General features: G+C 67.9%; 16 protein-coding genes. 9 read left to right on the top strand and 7 right to left on the bottom strand.

Annotated elements, in window-relative coordinates; all coding sequences use genetic code 11:
- Positions 1–58 precede the first annotated feature (58 nt).
- Positions 59–703, top strand: a complete 645-nt coding sequence (locus K32_RS18220) for a DUF1007 family protein (protein WP_201400876.1) — start codon at positions 59–61, stop codon at positions 701–703.
- Entirely contained in the window at positions 703–1,803 is a 1,101-nt protein-coding gene (locus tag K32_RS18225; protein ID WP_201400877.1) for a nickel/cobalt transporter, read from the top strand. Before K32_RS18220 ends, K32_RS18225 begins: the two co-directional genes overlap by 1 nt.
- A gap of 329 nt (positions 1,804–2,132) precedes the next feature.
- On the opposite strand, the gene K32_RS18230 is transcribed toward K32_RS18225, so the two are convergent.
- Positions 2,133–2,918: a gamma-glutamyl-gamma-aminobutyrate hydrolase family protein gene (locus K32_RS18230; protein WP_201400878.1), complete on the bottom strand. Its 786-nt coding sequence runs from the start codon at positions 2,916–2,918 to the stop codon at positions 2,133–2,135.
- A 249-nt stretch (positions 2,919–3,167) separates the two neighbouring features.
- Between K32_RS18230 and K32_RS18235 the strand changes: the two genes are divergently transcribed.
- Entirely contained in the window at positions 3,168–4,304 is a 1,137-nt protein-coding gene (locus tag K32_RS18235; protein ID WP_201400879.1) for a TRAP transporter substrate-binding protein, read from the top strand.
- Between the two features lie 231 nt (positions 4,305–4,535).
- On the opposite strand, the gene K32_RS18240 is transcribed toward K32_RS18235, so the two are convergent.
- Positions 4,536–6,038, bottom strand: coding sequence for a bifunctional UDP-sugar hydrolase/5'-nucleotidase (locus K32_RS18240; RefSeq protein WP_201400880.1), 1,503 nt, complete (start codon positions 6,036–6,038; stop codon positions 4,536–4,538).
- Positions 6,039–6,220: 182 nt separating this feature from the next.
- Between K32_RS18240 and hemH the strand changes: the two genes are divergently transcribed.
- Positions 6,221–7,267: a ferrochelatase gene (gene hemH / locus K32_RS18245; RefSeq protein ID WP_244669591.1), complete on the top strand. Its 1,047-nt coding sequence runs from the start codon at positions 6,221–6,223 to the stop codon at positions 7,265–7,267.
- A gap of 153 nt (positions 7,268–7,420) precedes the next feature.
- Here hemH and K32_RS18250 read toward each other — a convergent pair whose 3' ends face one another.
- Complete coding sequence (locus tag K32_RS18250) at positions 7,421–8,419, bottom strand: SIS domain-containing protein (RefSeq protein ID WP_201400882.1); 999 nt, start codon at positions 8,417–8,419, stop codon at positions 7,421–7,423.
- A gap of 188 nt (positions 8,420–8,607) precedes the next feature.
- Here K32_RS18250 and K32_RS18255 point away from each other — a divergent pair, with 188 nt between their 5' ends.
- The 4 genes from K32_RS18255 to K32_RS18270 all read left to right on the top strand — a co-directional run bounded on the left by K32_RS18255 (position 8,608) and on the right by K32_RS18270 (position 12,953).
- Positions 8,608–10,053, top strand: coding sequence for an outer membrane beta-barrel protein (locus K32_RS18255; RefSeq protein ID WP_201400883.1), 1,446 nt, complete (start codon positions 8,608–8,610; stop codon positions 10,051–10,053).
- A 53-nt stretch (positions 10,054–10,106) separates the two neighbouring features.
- Entirely contained in the window at positions 10,107–10,631 is a 525-nt protein-coding gene (locus K32_RS18260) for a MarR family winged helix-turn-helix transcriptional regulator (RefSeq protein WP_201400884.1), read from the top strand.
- A gap of 90 nt (positions 10,632–10,721) precedes the next feature.
- Positions 10,722–11,621, top strand: coding sequence for a DMT family transporter (locus K32_RS18265; RefSeq protein ID WP_244669593.1), 900 nt, complete (start codon positions 10,722–10,724; stop codon positions 11,619–11,621).
- A 132-nt stretch (positions 11,622–11,753) separates the two neighbouring features.
- Positions 11,754–12,953, top strand: a complete 1,200-nt coding sequence (locus K32_RS18270) for an MFS transporter (RefSeq protein ID WP_201400885.1) — start codon at positions 11,754–11,756, stop codon at positions 12,951–12,953.
- Between the two features lie 3 nt (positions 12,954–12,956).
- Here the strand turns inward: K32_RS18270 and hdhA are convergent, their stop codons facing one another.
- The 4 genes from hdhA to K32_RS18290 form a co-directional block, all read right to left on the bottom strand.
- Complete coding sequence (gene hdhA, locus K32_RS18275) at positions 12,957–13,724, bottom strand: 7-alpha-hydroxysteroid dehydrogenase (RefSeq protein ID WP_201400886.1); 768 nt, start codon at positions 13,722–13,724, stop codon at positions 12,957–12,959.
- A gap of 281 nt (positions 13,725–14,005) precedes the next feature.
- Positions 14,006–14,788, bottom strand: coding sequence for a molybdopterin-binding protein (locus tag K32_RS18280; RefSeq protein ID WP_201400887.1), 783 nt, complete (start codon positions 14,786–14,788; stop codon positions 14,006–14,008).
- Positions 14,778–15,617: a cytochrome b/b6 domain-containing protein gene (locus K32_RS18285; protein WP_201400888.1), complete on the bottom strand. Its 840-nt coding sequence runs from the start codon at positions 15,615–15,617 to the stop codon at positions 14,778–14,780. The genes K32_RS18280 and K32_RS18285 overlap by 11 nt, the downstream gene beginning before the upstream one ends.
- A 760-nt stretch (positions 15,618–16,377) precedes the next feature.
- Positions 16,378–17,277: an NAD(P)-dependent oxidoreductase gene (locus tag K32_RS18290; protein ID WP_244669595.1), complete on the bottom strand. Its 900-nt coding sequence runs from the start codon at positions 17,275–17,277 to the stop codon at positions 16,378–16,380.
- Positions 17,278–17,506: 229 nt separating this feature from the next.
- Between K32_RS18290 and K32_RS18295 the strand changes: the two genes are divergently transcribed.
- Positions 17,507–18,472 carry a 2-hydroxyacid dehydrogenase gene (locus K32_RS18295; RefSeq protein ID WP_201400890.1) on the top strand — a complete coding sequence of 322 codons (966 nt, stop codon included), beginning with the start codon at positions 17,507–17,509 and terminating at the stop codon, positions 18,470–18,472.
- The last annotated feature ends 186 nt before the right edge of the window (positions 18,473–18,658 follow it).

Raw genomic sequence — 18,658 nt, forward strand, 5'->3', positions numbered from 1 at the left:
GATCTGGCCGTACTTGTCTGGCCCCCTCTGGCTCCGTCCGCCGCAAAGACCCATCATCATGATCCGAGCTCTGGTCGCCTTCGTCTTCTGCGCGCTCGTCGCGACCGCCGCCGAGGCGCATCCGCATGTCTTCGTCGACGCCAAGGAAGAAATCGTGTTCGACGCGACCGGCAAGATGACGGCGATCCGCCACATCTGGCAGTTCGACCCGGCCTTCACCGCCTTCGCCGTACAGGGCCTCGACAAGAACGGCGACGGCAAGCTCTCCGACGACGAGCTGCAGCCGCTCGCCAAGGTGAACGTCGAATCGCTCAAGGATTTCCACTATTTCACCCGGCTCAAGGTGAATGGCGTGCGCGCGCCGGTCGAGGCGCCGGACGAATACTGGCTCGACTTCCACGACGCCCGGCTGACGCTGTTCTACACCTTGCCGCTGAAGACGCCGACGGCGGTCGGGCCGAACACGACGCTGGAAGTCTTCGATCCCGAGTATTTCGTGGCCTTCAACTTCATCCCCCAGCACGCGATCACGCTCACGGGCGCGCCGGCCGGCTGCAAGGGCCACTACACGCCCCCCAAGGAACTGGACGAGAAGACGATGTCCCTGCTCGCGGCCGTCCCCGCCGATCAGCCCAACCTCCCGGATGACCTCGCCGACATCGCGGCGACGCTTGCCAGCGTCATCTCGATCCGGTGCCATTGATGCGTCGCCTTGCCAGCCTGTGGGCGGGCGCGCTCGTCGCGCTTGCGCCCGTCGTCGCGCTCGCCGCGCCGAGTCCGTTCGGCATCGCGACACCCGACGGCTCCGGCTCGACCGCCTGGGCCGGGCCGTTCGCGCCGATCTTCGTCTGGATCGCCCGCCAGCAATCGGTGTTCTACCGCGACCTGACCTCGGCGCTCATGCAACTGACGCAGAGCGGCCACGCGGCGACGGTTCTGATCGGGCTCTCCTTCCTCTACGGCATCTTCCACGCCGTCGGCCCCGGCCATGGCAAGGCGGTCATCTCATCCTATCTGCTCGCGACCGGCGACCGGCTGAAGCGCGGCGTCGTCATCTCCTTCGCCTCCGCCCTCGCCCAGGCCGTCACCGCCATCCTCGTGGTGTCGATCGGCACGCTGGTGCTGAACGTCACGGCGGTCACCATGACGCGGGCGACCGACGCGCTCGAGATCGCCAGCTACGCGCTGATCACGCTCTGCGGCGCCTGGTTGCTCTGGACCAAGCTGACCGGCCGCGGCCACAGCCACGCCGGACATGACCACGCCGGACATGACCATGCGGGCCATAGTCATGCGGGCCATGATCACGCCGGGCATAGCCACGCGGCGCACAGCCACGCTCACCACGACCATCCCCATCATGACCATTCTCACCATGATCATGACCACGGCCACGATCACGCGCACAATCACGAGCATGGCCTGACCTGCGACTGCGGCCATTCGCATGCGCCGGATCCGGCGACGCTCGACAAGCCGCTGACCCTCGCTCGCGCCTGGACGGCGATCCTCGCCGTCGGCGTGCGGCCCTGCTCGGGCGCCGTCATCGTCCTCGTCTTCGCCGTATCGCAGAAGCTCTACTGGGCCGGCATCCTGTCGGTGCTGATGATGGCGCTCGGCACCGGCATCACGGTTTCGGCGCTGGCAATCTTCGCCGTCAAGGCAAAGGACATCGCGCTGCGCTTTTCCGGCGGCGAGAGCCGCGCGCAGGTGCGGATCGTCAACGGCCTGCAGATCGTCGCGGCAAGCGGCATCCTGATCTTCGGCCTGCTGATGCTCGGCGGCGCGATGGCGATGGCGTAGCGGCTCCTTCACCTCTCCCTGAGGGAAAGGCCGACGGCCGAAGGCCGGCGGGTGAGGGTCTACGGCGTCGAAAGTCTTGCCTCGCAACCGGCCCCACGCTCGCCGTCATCCCGGCCTCCGAGCCGGGATCCATTTCCGCCGGGTTGCCAGCCGTCGAGGTTACCGCGGCGGAGGCATGGATCCCTGCTTTCGCAGGGATGACGGCGGAGGGTTCTGCGGCGGGGCCGGCGCAACGAGCCGTGTCGAAGGCGGCACAACGGGCAAGCCGTGCCCCCCTCCTCAGCTCAGCGCGAGGAAGAAGGCGCCAAGCCGCCGGAAGCGACCCGCCCCTACTCCGCCGCGACGCGCTGCGTCTGAGCCGCGGCGCGGGCACGCATCGCCTCGCCGAAGGCGCGGAACAGGCGCGCCGACGGCGCGTCGGTCGTCACCCAGTATTCGGGATGCCACTGCACGCCGACCGCGAAGCCCGGCGCATCGCGGACGCTGACCGCCTCGATCGTGCCGTCGGCGGCGACCGCCTCAATGTCGAGGCCTTCCGCCAGCTGGCCGATCGCCTGCCTGTGCAGCGAATTGACCGCGATCGTGTCGCGATCGAGGATCCGCGCGAAGCAGCCGCCGGGCACGATCTCGACGGGATGGCGGATGGCGAAGCGCTCCTCCTGGATCTCGGAGGCCGGCGACCGGTGGTCGTCCCGGCCGGGCAGGTCCTGGATTTCCGAGGCCAGCGTGCCGCCGAGCGCGACGTTGAGCTCCTGCTGGCCACGGCAGATGGCGAGCAGCGGAACGCCGTTGCGGATGGCGGCGCGGATCAGCGGCAGCGTCGTCGAGTCGCGCGCGGGATCATAGGGTTCGGTGCGCGCGTCGACCGCCGCGCCATAGAGCGCGGGGTGGACGTTGGAGCGGCTGCCGGTCACCAGCACGCCGTCAACGCGGGCGAGCAGCGCCTCGATGTCGAGCGCGTCGCCGAGCGACGGCACGATGACCGGGATGCCGCCGGCGCCGGTCAGCACGGCCTTCACATAGGTCTCGGAAGCCGCGTGCCAGCGATAGCCGTCGGCGTCGCGCACGTCGGCCGTCACGGCGACGAGGGGCGAAAAACTCTTCGGGTCGGTCATGGTCCAGATCGCATTCTGTCGGGCGACAGGAACGTCGCCACCGTCGCGGGCAGGATACCGCCGCCGCTCCGCCGATGTCACGGCCTTTCACGGACCGAATGGATCCTCCCGGACGTATCGTTGCCCGCTTGCAACCAAGCCCGACGCTGCGTCATCTTGACCATGGAAGAGCGGAAAATCGCGTTGACACTGTCACCGTGCATGCGATTGGTCAGGCCCCGGCAATCGCGGACAGGAAGGTGTCTAACCATGCGCTCGGATCTCCTGAACCGGCGACGCTTCCTCCGCTCGGCCGGGCTGCGCTCCGGGACGGCGCTGGCGGGCGCCGCGCTCGGCGCGCCGGTCCTGGCGACGCCCGCGCTGGCGCAGGTGCTGCCGACGGTGCAATGGCGGCTGCACTCGGATTTCCCGCGCGCGATCGGCGCCACGTATCGCGGCGCCACCGGCATCGCCCGGACCGTCGCCAGCCTGACGGACGGCCGCTTCCAGATCGAGATCCGCACCGCCGACGACGTCGACGGCGACCCGGCGCGGACGTTCGACGCCGTCGAGGCCGGCGCCATCGAGGCCTGCCACACCCTCTCCGCCTACAATATCCGGCGCGACCCGGCCTTCGCCTTCGGCACAGCCCTGCCCTTCGGGCTCAATGCGCGCATGCAGAATGCCTGGATCGCCGAGGGCGGCGGCCAGTCGCTGCTCGACGATTTCTACGCCAGCTACAATCTGGTCTCCTTCGCCGCCGGCAATACCGGGGCGCAGATGGGCGGCTGGTTCCGCAAGGAGATCAAGAGCCTGCCGGAAATCGCCGGCATGAAGATGCGGATCGCCGGGCTCGGAGCGCTGGTGATGAACCGGCTCGGCGTCGAGACGCAGACCCTGTCGCCAGACGAGGCCCGCAAGGCGCTCGAGAGCGGCGCGATCGACGCGGCCGAATTCGCGGGACCGGCGGCCGACGAGGCTTTCGGCTTCCACGAGGTCGCGCCCTATTACTACTATCCGGGCTGGTGGGAAGGCGGGCCGTCGCTGCACCTCTTCGCCAACAAGCCGGCCTTCGAGGCGCTGCCGCCGAGCTACCAGGCGGCGCTCCGGGCCGCCGCCGCGCAGGCGAACGTGACGATCCCGGCCCGCTTCGACATCCAGAACAACGCCGCCATCCGCCGCCTCGTCGCCGACGGCGTGCGGCTACGACCGTTCCCGCAGGATCTGCTCGACGCCGCCTACAGGGCGTCGTTCGAGCTCTATGCCGAACTCGCGGCTAAGAGCCCGAGCTTCAAGACGATCTACGAGCCCTGGAAGCATTTTCGCGACGAGATGTACCAATGGTACCGCGTCGCCGAGCACGCCTTCGACTCATTCGGCTTCGCCCAGCAATCGCGGGGGCTGTGAGGGTGGCGGGTGAGGGTCTACGGCCTCAACGGCCGATCTCCATCCTCGTAGTGAGAACGGGCCTGCAAAGCCGATAGTCCACCCTCCGCCGTCATCCCTGCGAAAGCAGGGATCCATGCCGACCCACGCTCGAGCGCCACGTGCGACAAACAACCCGGCGGAAATGGATCCCGGCTCGGAGGCCGGGATGACGGCGAGCGTGGGGCTGGGAACGAGGCCCGGTCCCCTCCGCTAGTTGAACAAAATCCGTCCCTCGACCTTCGGCGCGATGGTCTTCGCCGTCGTGACGTAGTCGATCACGTCGCTCGCCATCAGCTTGGCGTCGACCGGGCTGATCAGGCGCGCAGCGTCCTTGAAGGCGAGGTAGCCGTCGCCGCCGCCGGCGAGATAGTCGTTGGTCGCCAGCGTATATTTGCGCTCGGGATCGAGCGGCGCGCCGTTCACCAGCACGCTGCGGACGCGCATGCCCGGCAGCTTGGAAAGATCGACCTCGACGACGAGGCCCGAGACCTGCGGGAAGCGGCCGGCGGCCGCCTCGGTCAGGCTGAAGCCGCTCTCCAGCGCCTGGCGCAGCTTCTCGCCGGTGACGACCAGCTTCACCGTCTTATTGCCGAAGGGGAGTTCGGCGAAGACGTCGGCCCGGGTCAGCGTGGCGCCGGCCGGATATTCACGATCTGCGCGGATGCCGCCGCCATTGGTGATCGCCACCTCGGCGTCGACGGCGTGGCGCATCGCGTCGGCGATCAGATTGCCGATCGCCGCCTCCTCGCCGCGCACCGTGGCGCGGCGGCTGTCGAGTGCCGTCTCACTCGTGCCGATCGCGACCTTCAGCTCGGCATCGAGCTTGTCCTGGTAGGATTTCACCACGGCGGCGATCTCCGGATCCGGCGTCACGGTGGCGCTGTCGACGATCTCGAAATGCGGCCGCCAGTGGACGGTCGTCTTGCCGTCCTTCTCCTGCTTGTCGACGGTGACGCGGGTAATCACGATGTTTTCGGCCTGCGCGCACGATTCCGTCAGCACCGTCTTGCCGTCATAGAAGGCGAGCAGATGCTCGTCATGGCCGGAGAAGACGAGGTCGGCGGCGCGATTGCGCACCAGCGCCATGTCGAGGGAAAGCGGCGTGTGCACCACGGCGACGACAAGATCGGCGCCGGCGGCGCGCAGCGCCTCGCCCTTCGCCTTGCCGGTCTCGATCGACGAGTTGAAGATCGTGTCGCCGGGCGAGGCGACGGTGCGGGTGTCTTCGGTGGTCAGGCCGTAGATGCCGATCCTGACGCCCTCGATCTCGACGATCCTCTCGTCGACCGTGTTCTTCGGCTGGCTGCCGTCCGGCTCGCGGATGTTCGAGGTCACGACCGGGAAGGTCGCCTCGCCGATCCGGGCATGGAAGACATCGGGGCCGAAATCGAACTCGTGATTGCCCGGCGTCAGGACGTCGAGCTTCATCCGGTTCAGGATGTCGATGATGTGGACGCCCTTATCGATGCCGGAGAGCAGCGACGGCGAGATGGTGTCGCCGGAATGGACGAAGAGCGTCGGCCCCTTGGCCCTCTCGGCCGCGACCACCGTCGCGAGCCGGGCGAAGCCGCCGCGACCGTCCAGATCCTCCATGCGGTCGATGTCGTTGGTCTGGACGAAGGAAATGGTCACCGGCTCGGCGAGCAGCGGCCCCGTGGCCAGCGTCGCGAGAAGGAAGAGACCCAGTCCCAGGCTGCGCGTGCGTCCGATCATGCGAGCGATCTCCCTATGGATGTCCCGGCCAGTATGCCCGTGAATTGCTGCATCGGGATAACATCGAACGAGAAGCGCCGAAACGGCGCCGGCGCTGCGACAACGCGCAACGGCCGAAAATGCACCCGGCCCCTTCGCGGCGGAGCGGGGAACCGCTAAGTTCCGGCACGATGACCAGCCAGATGACCGCACCCAGCACAACCGCCCCCGACAGCAAGCCCGCCGGCCATCCGCCGGTCGCGGCCGCGAAGGTCGGTGTCCTCCTCATCAATCTCGGGACGCCCGACGCGACCGACTACTGGTCGATGCGGCGCTATCTCAAGGAATTCCTCTCCGATCCTCGCGTCATCGAGATTCCGAAGCTCGCCTGGTGGCCGATCCTGAACGGCATCATCCTGACGACGCGGCCGTCGAAGTCGGGCAAGAACTACGCCTCGATCTGGAACAACGAGCGCAACGAATCGCCGCTCCGCACCATCACGCGCGCACAGTCGGAAAAGCTCGCCGCCGCCTTCGCCGGCGAGGGCAAGATCGTCGTCGACTGGGGCATGCGCTATGGCACGCCCTCGATCGCCGAGAAGATCGACGGCCTGAAGCGCGCCGGCTGCGACAGGATCCTGATCGCGCCGCTCTATCCGCAATATTCCGCAACGACGACGGCGACGGCGAACGACAAGGCCTTCGACAAGCTGAAGACGATGCGCTGGCAGCCGGCCGTGCGCACGCTTCCCGCCTATCACGACGATCCCGTCTATATCGCGGCGCTCGCCACTTCGGTCGAGCGCTCGATCGCGGCGCTCGATTTCGAGCCGGAGATCGTGCTCGCCTCCTTCCACGGCCTGCCGAAGCGCAATCTGGAGCTCGGCGACCCCTATCACTGCCACTGCCTGAAGACGGCAAGGCTGCTGCGCGAGCAGCTCGGCTGGCCGGAAGGGAAGCTGCGCGCCACATTCCAGTCGCGTTTCGGCAAGGCCGAATGGCTGCAGCCCTATACCGACAAGACGGTCGAGGCGCTGGCGAAGAGCGGCGTCAAGCGCATCGCCGCGGTGATGCCCGGCTTCTCGGCCGATTGCGTCGAGACGCTGGAGGAGATCGCCGGCGAGAACGCCGAAATCTTCCGCCACAATGGCGGCGAGCATTTTGCCGCCCTCCCCTGCCTGAACGACAGCCCGGAAGGCATGGCGGTCATCGAACACATCGTCCGCCGGGAATTGCTCGGCTGGGTGTGAGGGGGCGGGTCTTCTTAAGCACCCTCACCCCAACCCTCTCCCGCCAGCGGGAGAGGGAGCTCGCTTCAGCGCGCTAAAACGCCCGAGCCGATGCAACGCCCGGACGGAGCCCTCGCCCGCTTGCGGGAGAGGGTTGGGTGAGGGTCTTTCCGTTCACGCCACGCCGATGCGCAGCAGGTCGTGCATGTGCAGCACGCCGACCGGCTTGCCGGCCTCGACGACGAAGAGCACCGTGATCTTGGCGCCGTTCAGCCGGTCGATCGCAGCCCCCACCAGCATGTCGGGCGGGATCGTCTTCGGCGCACGCGTCATCACCTCGTCGACATTGCGCGAGAGCAGGTCCGGGCCGATGTGACGGCGCAAGTCGCCGTCGGTGATCATGCCGATCAGCGCGCCATCACCGTCGACGACGCCGAGGCAGCCGAGCCCCTTCGCGGTCATGGTGACGATCGCCTCGGTCATCGGCGATCCCGACGAGGCGACCGGCATCGAGGCGCCCTGGTGCATGATGTCGCGCACGAAATGCAGGCTGGCGCCCAGCTTGCCGCCGGGGTGGAACAGGCGGAAATCCTGCGCCGTGAAACCGCGCGTCTCCAGCAGCGCGATGGCGAGCGCATCGCCCAGCGCCAGCTGCATCACGGCTGACGTCGTCGGCGCCAGGCCGTGCGGGCAGGCCTCCTCGGCGCGTGGCAGCGTCAGCACATGCGTCGCCTGGCGGCCGAGCGCGCTGTCGGCGTTCGAAGTGACGGCGATCAGCGGCGTGCGAAAACGGCTCGCATATTCGACCACGGGGCGCAGCTCCGCCGTCTCGCCCGACCAGGAAAGCGCCAGGATGATGTCGTCACGCCCGACCATGCCGAGATCGCCATGGCTCGCCTCGGCGGCATGGACGAAGAAGGCCGGCGTGCCGGTCGAGGCGAGGGTCGCGGCGATCTTGACGCCGACATGGCCGCTCTTGCCGACGCCGGTGACGACGACGCGGCCGGCATGCTCGCGGATCAGGCGCACGACGTCGCCGAACGGGGCGGCGAGCGGTCCGGCAAGCGCCCCGGCGAGCGCATCGAGGCCGGCGCGCTCGCTCGAAAGCGTCCTCAGCGCCGATTCGACCGACTGGTTCGCGCGTTCCGCGTCCGGCTCGTCCTGAACCCGCATCCTTCACTCCAAAACTGTTTGCGCGCGGGCTTTTAGCACGAGCGTGCGGCCATCGTCGCTCGAAAATGCCGCCGGACAAACGGGGCCACGACAACGATCCCTTAACCAAGCCCGTTTACGGTTCGGAAACCATAGGGTCCGGCACGCCGGATCCCGGCTTCAACATGCAAGGGTCACGGCAAGCGGCAATGCAATTTCCTGTCCGGCTCCTCCTGTCGGCGGCGCTCCTCGCAGCGCTGGCTCCGATGACGGTTGCCGTCGCGCAGGACGCCACTGCGCCGGTCGGGCCGTTCGACGCCGATGCCGATTTCGGGCGCCTGCGCGGCAGCGACGGGCAGGAAGCCGTCGACCTGTTCAACACGACGCTCACGAACCAGCCACTGCCAACCGAGACGCCGGAGGCCGGACGCGCCCAGCGCGGCGAGCGGCTGGCGCCGACGATCGCGCAGGAGGACGAGGCGCCGCTTCGCCCGCGCGCCCGCACCGCCGACGCCCGCGACGCCTCCGCCTATGACCCGCTCGGCATCCGCGTCGGCAGCTTCGTCGTGCTGCCCTCGATCGAGATGCGCGGCGGCTACACCACCAACGCCGCCGGCTCCTCGACCGGCGGGCCGTCCGCCGTCTGGACGCTGGTGCCGGATTTGACCGTGCGCTCCGACTGGAGCCGGCACGAGCTCGGCTTCGTGCTGCACGGCACCTACGATTATTTCTCCGATACGTCGGTGGCGCCGCTGCCGACCGTCAACGCCGGGGCCAATGCCCGCATCGACCTGCCGCGCGACTGGGCGCTGCGGCTTCGCGGCAATTACAACTACCAGACCCAGTCGATCTCGAGCCTCGACTATCCGACCGGGGTCGAGAAGCCGCCGGGCATCAACACCTATGTCGGCGGCGCGACGCTCGACGGCAGCGTCGGGCGCACCGTGCTGCAGCTGCGCGGCAACGTCGCCTATTCGCAGTATAATGATGGCCATGTCGGCGACATCGTCGTGCCGCAGGGCGACCGCGACAACACGCTGGTGAGCGGCGCGGCCCGCGTCGGCTACGAGGTGACGCCGGCCTTCACGCCCTTCGTCGAGGCGGAGCTGTCGGACCGCAGCTTCAAGCAGAAGATCGACAACAACGGCTTCAACCGCGCCAGCCAGGGCGTGACGCTGCGCGGCGGCATCGCCTATTCCGCGGCCCCCGTCCTCACGGGCGAGGTCGCGCTCGGCTGGCACCACGAGCGTTACGACGACGCGGTGTTCAAGCCGTTCGACGCGATGACGGTCGACGCCTCGGTGATCTGGTCGCCGACGCCGCTCACCAACTTCACGCTGCGCGCCGCCACCTTCGTCAATCCGACCACCGATCCGAACTCGGCCGGCTCGATCGTCTACGACGCCGGCATCCGCGCCGAGCACGCGCTCCGCCGCAACCTGACGCTCGAGGGCGACCTCGGCTGGCGGCGCGAATATTACGAAGGAATCAATGTCGCCGACGTCACCTACCAAGCCGGCTTCGGGGTGACGTGGAAGCTCAATCGCGAGGCCTGGGTAGTCGGCCGCTTTTCGCAGGAATACTATCATAGCGCCGTGCCGGGCGGCAGCTATCCGACGACTACGGTCAGTGTCGGACTCCGGCTCCAGCGCTGACGATCGTTTGCCGTGTCATCAACCCGACACGTTTACCCGGTATGCGGAGCATCATGGCTTTTAACCACCGCAAAACGATCACCTTCCGCCTCGCCCAGTCAGCTCGCGCTGCCCGCGCGCGCTCGGGCGGTCACCTCATGCGGATCGGCCTCCACCCGGGCCAGGAGAGCGTGCTGAAGGCGCTCGCCGAGCAGGACGGGCTGTCGATGAGCCAGCTGGCACAGGCCCTGTCTGTGCAGCCCCCCACCGTCACCAAGATGGTGAGCCGTCTCGCCGCCCAGGGCTATGTCGAGCGCAAGGCCTCGAAGGGCGACGGCCGCCAGGCCCATGTCCACCTGACCGAGCAGGGACGCGGCACGCTTGTCGACATCGACAAGGGCTGGAAGCGCCTCGAGCGGGAAGCGCTGGAAGGGCTCGACGACAAGGACGTCAAGAAGCTCCGCAAGCTCCTGCGCCAGATCGAGCGCAATCTTTCCGCTTCGTTCGACGACAGCGCCGAGCCGGGCGACGAAGATGCCGAGCCCGAGACCGAAACGCCGGCGGCCGAGCCGGTGGAGAGCGTCGCTCCCACGACTTGAGCGACGCGGTGCAATCTGATTGAGTACAGGCGGCCCGATCTTCCGATAGCGCCTGCCCTCTGGGCAATTTCCTGATTTCCCGGAGTGCGGATGTCCCCGTTGCCGACCGCGGATGCGGAGGCTCAGCAGCGCCTGCGCGGCATCGGGCTTTATTGCCTGGCCATGCTCTGCTTCACCATGCTCGACGCCAGCGCGAAATACGCCAGCCAGTTCATACCGGTGCTGTCGATCGTCTGGGTCCGCTTCGCCGTCCACGCGCTGCTTGCGCTCGTCGTGTTCCAGCCCTGGCGCCACTGGGTGCTCTACCGGACGAAACGGCCGGTGCTGCAGGCGCTGCGCGCCCTGTTCCTCGCGGGCTCGACCTTCTTCAATTTCCTCGCCGTGCACGAGCTGCAGCTCGACATGACGATATCGATCGGCTTTTCCGCGCCCTTCATCACGGCGGCGCTGGCGGGGCCGATCCTCGGCGAATGGGCGGGCCCGCGCCGCTGGGCAGCGATCATCGTCGGCTTCGTCGGCGTGCTGATCATCACCATGCCGGGCTTCGGCGATTTGAACCCAGCCGTGTTCCTGTCGCTCGCCGCCGCCTGCTGCAACGCTTGCTACATCCTCTCGACCCGCATGCTCACCCGCTCGGATTCGAGCGTCGGCATGCTGCTCTATTCGGCCGTCGTGCCGCTGATCCTGGTGACGCCGGTGGCCGATCCGCTCGCCGCCGCCCCGCCGAGCGTCGTGGTCGGCATCTGCCTCCTGCTCACGGGTTCGCTCGGCTTCATCGGACACTGGTTCCTGATCCGCGCCCACCACCATACCGCCGTGCCGGTGCTGGCGCCGTTCATGTATACCGGGCTGATCTGGATGATCCTGCTCGGCTATTTCATCTTCGACGATGTCCCCGCGCCGCGCACGCTGGTCGGCGCCTCGATCATCATCGCGAGCGGCCTCTATCTGCTCTATCGCGAGCGCGTCCGCGTGCCGGGCGAGGCCTGAACGGCCGCAGAAAGCTGCGGCGCGCCAAACTAAAACGCGCTACAAGCTCCCTGCCCGCCTCGATGCCGTCATCGTCCGGACCACCCCGCATACCATCCCGAACAGAGCGCCCCCAGCGCTTCCGGACACCCCATGGACCGCCCCGCCAATCGCCAGGCGCGCTTCTTCGTCGCCCTCGCCATCATGGTCGCGCTGCTGAACAGCACGGCCGCCTCGCCGCTCTATACGAGCTACCGCGTGATGTGGTCGCTCGACGCCTTCACCGTGGCGTTCATCTTCGCGATCTACGCCGTCGGCACGCTGATCGCGCTGTTCGTGCTCGGGCGCCTGTCCGACCGGCTGCCGGACCGGCGGCTCCTGATCCTGCTTTCACTCGGCATCGTCATCGCCGGCGCGCTGATCTTCGCCTCGGCCGGCAATCTGCCGACGCTTCTCGTCGGCCGGCTTCTCGCCGGCGCTGGCACGGGCGGGCTGACCGGCGTCGCCAACGCCGCACTGATCGAGCTCGACCCCAAGGCCGACGCGCGCGCCAACGCCGTGCTCGCCACCGCCGTCTTCACCGCCGGCTGCGCGCTCGGCCCGATGATCAGTTCGGCCGCGCTCTATTTCGACGCCTGGCCGCTGCAACTGCCCTTCATCCTGATCGCCACGCTGGCGCTGATCGCCATTCTCGGCCTCGCCACGGCATCCTGGCAGCCGGCGCCGCGCGCGCTGCCCGTCGCCTCGAGCCCGGCCGGAACCGCCGCGCCGGCCGGCCGTTACACAGCCTTCGCCGTCGCCGCCGGCGCGGTCATCCTCGCCTGGGCGGTCGGCTCGACCTTCGCCGGCCTCGGCGTCACCTTCGTGCACGAGCTGCTGAAGGTCGAAAGCCAGGCGGCGTCGGGCGTCATCGTCGCCGCCTTCCAGCTCGTCGCCGGCATCAGCCAGCTCGCCAGCCAGCGCGTCGATTCGAACCGCGCCATGGTCTGGGGCACGACGCTGCTCGCGCTGGCAATCCTGCTGTGCGCCTTCGCGATCTGGACCGGCTCGCCGCTGCTCTTCGTGCTCGGCACGGTCGGCAGCGGCATCGGCTACGGCGCCGCCTTCGTCGGCTCGGCCGGCATCGTCAACCGCATCGCGCCGCCGGATCGCCGCGCCACCTGGGTCTCGGCCTATTACATCACCGGCTATCTCGCCAACGCGCTGCCGGTTCTGGCGCTCGGCTTCCTCGGCGACAGGCTCGGCCTCTTCGGCGCCTTCCTGTGCCTGACCGCCTTCACCGCGATCGGCACCGTCTTCGTCAACGGCGCGGCGCAGATCGTGCTGCGGCCGGCGTCGCGCCGCCGGCCGTGATCGTCAGTCGAGTTCCTGCGTGCCGCCGCCGGAGACGGTCAGCACCTGGCCGCTAATCCATGCGGCCGCCGGCGAGCAAAGGAACAGCGCCGCATTGGCGATGTCCGAAGGCTGGCCGAGCCGGCCGAGCGGCGTGTGCTTCAGCATCGCCTGCTCGATCTCGGGCGTCAGCACGCTCTCGAGCGCATCGGTCTTGGTCGCCCCCGGCGCGATCGCGTTGACGCGGATGCCCATCGGGCCGAGATCGAAGGCGGCGTTGCGGGTCAAATGATTGACGGCAGCCTTCGAGGACCCATAGGAGGCCATCCGCTGGTTCCTGTTCTCGCCTGCCATCGACGAGATGTTGAGGATCGCCCCACCACCGGCTTCGCGCATGTGCGGCGCGCAGAGCTGCATCAGCCGAAACGGCGCGAAGACGTTCAGCGCATAGGCCCAGTGAAAGTCCTTCATCGGCATGTCGAACGGCTTCGGGCCGCCGCCGCCGGCATTGTTGACGAGAAGCGTCAGCCGGCCATAGGCGGCAATCGTCGCGTCGACGACGGCAGCGAGATGCGCGTCCTCCGTGACATTGCATTCGAGGCCGATCGCCCTTCCGCCCGCTTCGGTGATCGCGTCGGCCACCGCGAGCGCGCCTTCGAGCTTCAGATCGGTGACGACGACGGCGGCGCCGGCCTCGGCAAAGGTCTGCGCGATGGCGCGACCGATACCGGCCGCGGCGCCGGTGACGATGGCGACGTCCGAACCGAGATCGAGGAGATGGTTGATCGGCATAAGGCACCTGAGCTTTGACCAGACAGGAAAGTCAGTCTGGCATGGCCGCCCGCCGCCGTCATCCGCGCCGCCCAGCCCCGGTGTCTGGCAAGCCGGGCGTGCCGCCGCGTTTCCCTCTTAGGGAGAGAAGCCAAGCAAGCCCCTCACCCTACCCTCTCCCGCAAGCGGGCGAGGGTTTCGGCCGGCACCCCTTTAGCAATCTCATTGCGTAGCGACGGGCGCAGGCGATCCCCCTCTCCCGCTTGCGGGAGAGGGTCGGGGTGAGGGTCTGCCCTTAGCCCTCAGATCCCGGCATACCATTCGTAGCCGCGATCTTCCCAAAACCCGCCCTTGCCGCCGTCGATGTCGGCGAAGCCGGCCACCGCCTCGATGCGCATGACATATTTCGCCATCTTGTAGCCGAGCTGGCGCTCGACCCGGAGCCGCAGCGGCGCGCCATGCGGCACCGGCAACGGCTGGTCGTTCATCTCGTAGGCGAGGATGGTCTGGGCGTGATAGGCGTCCTCGAAGCCGAGGCTCTCATAGTATTTCGAGTCCCCCGCCAGCGTCTGCTCCAGCGTATCGGCGCAGTAGAACACGATGTAGCGCGCCTCCGGCTTCAGCCCGGCCTTGTCGAGCAGGAGCTTCAGCGGCACGCCCTTCCACTTGCCGATGCAGCTCCAGCCCTCGACGCAGTCATGCCGGGTGATCTGGGTGCGCGACGGCATGGCGCGCAGATCCGCCAGCGACCATTCCGCCGGCCGCTCCACCAGCCCGCCGATCTTGAGCCGCCAGTCGACGAAGCCGTTCGCCGAGAGCGCCAGATAGTCGGCGTCCTGCGGATCGATGCTGCCGTTCGGCTTGAAGTCGGGCGAGATGTCCGCCTCGCTGTATTCGCGCGCCATGTCGTTGGGTCCGAGGACGGCGCGCTGCGCCGTGCGGGTCAGCGTTTCCGCCCGGACCAGCATGCGGCGGACCCAGTCGACATTCGAGAGTTCCTCGCAGCCGGAGAGCAACAGCGCGCCGCCGAGGACGAGCGACCGCTTCAGAAAGCCGCGACGATCGAGACCCTTCTCAGCGCGCATCGGACTTCTCCTCGGGCTCGATGACATAGCGGCCGGAGATCATCGAGCGCAGATTGTTGAAGACGCCGGAGACCAGCACCATGACGAGGTGGACGACGATGAACAGCACCACCAGCGTCGCGCAGATGAAATGGATGGTGCGCGCCGTCTGGCGGCCGCCGAAGAGATCGACCAGCCAGGGAAAGGCGGCGTCGACGCCGGGCGACATGGTGAGGCCGGCGAGCACCAGCAGCGGCAGCACGACGAGGGCGATGCCGAAATAGGCGAGCTTCTGCAGCACGTTGTAGTGCCGGGCCTCCTCCCCCTTCGGGAAGCGGAGCCGCATGTGCTCCCATATCGAGCCGCCGATATGGCGGAGCTGGTCGCGCGAGGGCACCAGCTCGCGCAGATGGCCACTGGCCGCGCTCCAGGCGAGATAGACGAGGCCGTTGGCGACGAACAGCCAGGCGAAGAAGAAGTGCCAGCGCCGGCCGGTGGCGAGATCCTGATAGCTAGGCAACGTCGCCCAGCTCGGGAAGCCGCGCTCGACCCATTCGCCATTCTCGCGCGACACGCCGAGCACGCCGGTGGTGGTGAAGTCGTGGCCGAAAACAGTGGTGACGCCGACCGGCTTTTCCGTATCCGGCCCCTGCCGCATGGCGAGCACGGGGTGGTCGAAATGCGAGCGCTGGCCGAGATAGAGCGCCGGGTGGGCGTTGAAGATCTGCATGCCGCTCATCAGCAGCACGGCGACGCAGAGGACATTGATCCAGTGCGTGATCCGGACCGCCAGCCGGTGGCGATAGATCAGGCGGCGTTCAGGAACGCCTTCTTCGGAAATCGCAGACATGGCCGGACTCCGCCGACCCGGCACGCGGTCAAAACGGCCGCCCTCTTTCCGGGCCCAACCATTCTACGCCGATTTTGCCCAAGAGGTTTCGCTGGGGAGGCTCCCCCTCCATCCAAACATCAAAAGCCATCATCCTGAGGTGCCCGGCAAAGCCGGGCCTCGAAGGAGGGTCCAGGGAATGCCTACAGGACCGTGAGCCGGATCCGACCGCAACCCGGAGCTACGCTGGAGCCTCCTTCGAGGCTTCGCTCCCGCGAAGCACCTCAGGATGACGGCGGAGCCGGGCCAGTCGACCTGGAGGGGTCAGAGGTCGGGGCAACCGCCGCACGCCAGCAAGCCGAAGGACGCCCGGCGGATATAGCGCCTGACCTTCACCTCTCCCATGGGGAGAGGTCGACGGCCGAAGGCCGGCGGGTGAGGGGTTGGGAATTCTCCGGAGAGGACGTACCCCCTCACCCGGACCTGCGGTCCGACCTCTCCCCATGGGAGAGGTGAAGGCAGAGGCTGCTCCGCCGTCCCCCGCCCACTCCCCGTCATCCCGGCGGAGGCCGGGATCCATACGGCTGCGCCCTCGGGAGGATCGCGCGGTCAGCAACCCGGCGAAGTGGATCCCGGGTCAAGCCCGGGATGACGGCGAGCGGGGCACGTGGGCCGGTGCGTGAGAGGTTCGTGAATCCACCGGAGAGCACGTACCCCCTCACCCGGACCTATGGCCCGACCTCTCCCCATTGGAGCAGTGAAGACAGAGGCGAGCAGCCCCTCAGTCCTTCAGCTTCGTGCCGTTCTGCGCGGCGATGAAGTCGGCGATCATCGGCACGAACTTCTCCGCCTGGCCCGACGCCGCCATGGCGGCGAAATTGTTCTTCACCGCCTCGCCCAGCGTGTTCACGGCGCGGGCGTCGTCGGCCATCGAGGCGAGGTAGCGCAGGTCCTTGTAGGCGTTCGAGATGGTGAAGGGATGGGCGTTCTCGTTGCGGTCGATGACGTAGTTCATGAAGGTATCGTAGAAGCCGCAGCGCATGCGGCCCTTGCTGATCACCGAATGGAACGTGTCCGGCGTGATGCCGACCTTCTGGCCGACGGCCAGCGCCTCGGAATAGAGCGCGGCATAGCCGAGCGACAGGAAGTTGTTGAGCAGCTTCATCTTGTGGCCGGCGCCGACGGGGCCGACATGCACGATGGTCGCGGCCCAGCAGGCGATGAGCGGCTCGATCGAGGCGAACACCTCGTCGGAGGCGCCGACCAGCGCCTGCAGCGTGCCGGCCGCGGCGTTCGCCGGCGTGCCGCCGAGCGGCGCATCGACGAAATGCGCGCCGATCGCCTCCAGCCGCCCGGCGAGGCGGGTGGTCGAGGTCGGCTCGGCGGTCGAGCAATCGACGACGACCAGGCCCTTGCGCGCGCCGGCCAGGATGCCGTCGGCGCCCTCGATGACGTTTTCGACGTCGGAAGAGCCTGTGACGCAGAGGAAGATGACATCGGCGCCGCGCGCCATTTCGGCCGGCGTCTTGACCTCGCTGGCGCCGAGCGCGACCAGGCGCTCGACCGCCTCGCGGCGGCGGTTGGCCATGACCAGCAGCGGATTGCCCTTGGTCAGGAGGTTGGTCGCCATCCCCTCGCCCATGAATCCAAGTCCGATGAAGCCAACGGTGCGGTTCGCCATTGCAGCAACCCCTTCCTGGGTGTTTGCATTTGATTTCGTTCGCAGATTAGAGTGCGTCGCGGGTTCAGGACAAGGCGGCGAGCGGCCTGTCCGTCCAGGAATGTCCATCGAATTCGATCGTCCGGCCGTTTCCCGACGCGGCGATCGGATTTTCCTGTTATCGATCACAGCGATCCGGCCGAGGCACGCGCCGGCCGGGATCGCGCGCAGCCACATCCAAGGAGCGTCCATGTCTCGGCCAGAACTTCTCATGCCCGGCCGCATGCAGCAGAACATCAACGATGCCCTCGACGCCAAGTTCGTCGTGCATCGGCTCTACGAGGCGAAGGACCCGGCCGCGACGCTGGCCGAGATCGCGCCGCGCATCCAGGCTGTTGCCGTCGGCGGCGCCGTCGACGCGGCGCTGATCGACAAGCTGCCGAAGCTCGAGATCATTGCCTCGTTCGGCGTCGGCTATGACGCGGTCGACGCCAAGCATGCGGCGACCAAGGGCGTCATCGTCACCAACACGCCGGATGTGCTGACCGAGGAAGTCGCCGACACGGCGCTCGGCCTCCTGCTGATGACCGTGCGCGAGCTCTCTGCTTCGGAGCGCTATCTGCGCGCCGGCAAGTGGCCGTCGGGCAACTACCGGCTCAGCGGCTCGCTGCGCGACCGCACCGTCGGCATCGTCGGTCTCGGCCGCATCGGCAAGGCGATCGCCCGCCGCCTCGAGGCGTTCGACGTCAAGGTCGTCTACCACAACCGCCGCCCGGCCTCGGACGTCGCCTACAAGTACTATGCCGACCTGACCGAGATGGCCCGCGACGTCGATACGCTGCTCTCCGTGCTGCCGGGCGGCGCCTCGACTGAGAAGGTGATCAACCGCGCCGTCCTCGACGCGCTCGGCCCCGAGGGCGTGCTGATCAATATCGGCCGCGGCACGGTGGTCGACGAGCCGGAACTGATCAAGGCCCTGCAAGAGAAGCGGATCCTCGCCGCAGGCCTCGACGTGTTCGAGAAGGAGCCGCAGGTTCCGGCCGAGCTGATCGCGCTCGAGAACGTCGTGCTGCTGCCGCATGTCGGCTCGGCCTCGGTCTATACGCGCAACGCCATGGGCCAGCGCGTCATCGACAACCTCTTCGCCTTCGCCGACGACAAGCCGCCGCTCAGCCCCGTCCACGAGACGCCGTTCACCGGCTGGAAGAAGAAGTAAGGCGCTCCAGGCGTTCGAAGTCCCCTCTCCCGCACGCGGGAGGGGGTTTTCCTTCACCTCTCCCTGAGGGCGAGGTGAATAGAGTGCCGGCCTGGAGTCACATTCCGGCCTTTCGCGCCGCCGTCGCCCCACGCTCGCCGTCATCCCGGCCTCCGAGCCGGGATCCATTCAGACGAAGCCTTGGGG

The organism is Kaistia sp. 32K, assembly GCF_016629525.1.
Lineage (GTDB): Bacteria > Pseudomonadota > Alphaproteobacteria > Rhizobiales > Kaistiaceae > Kaistia.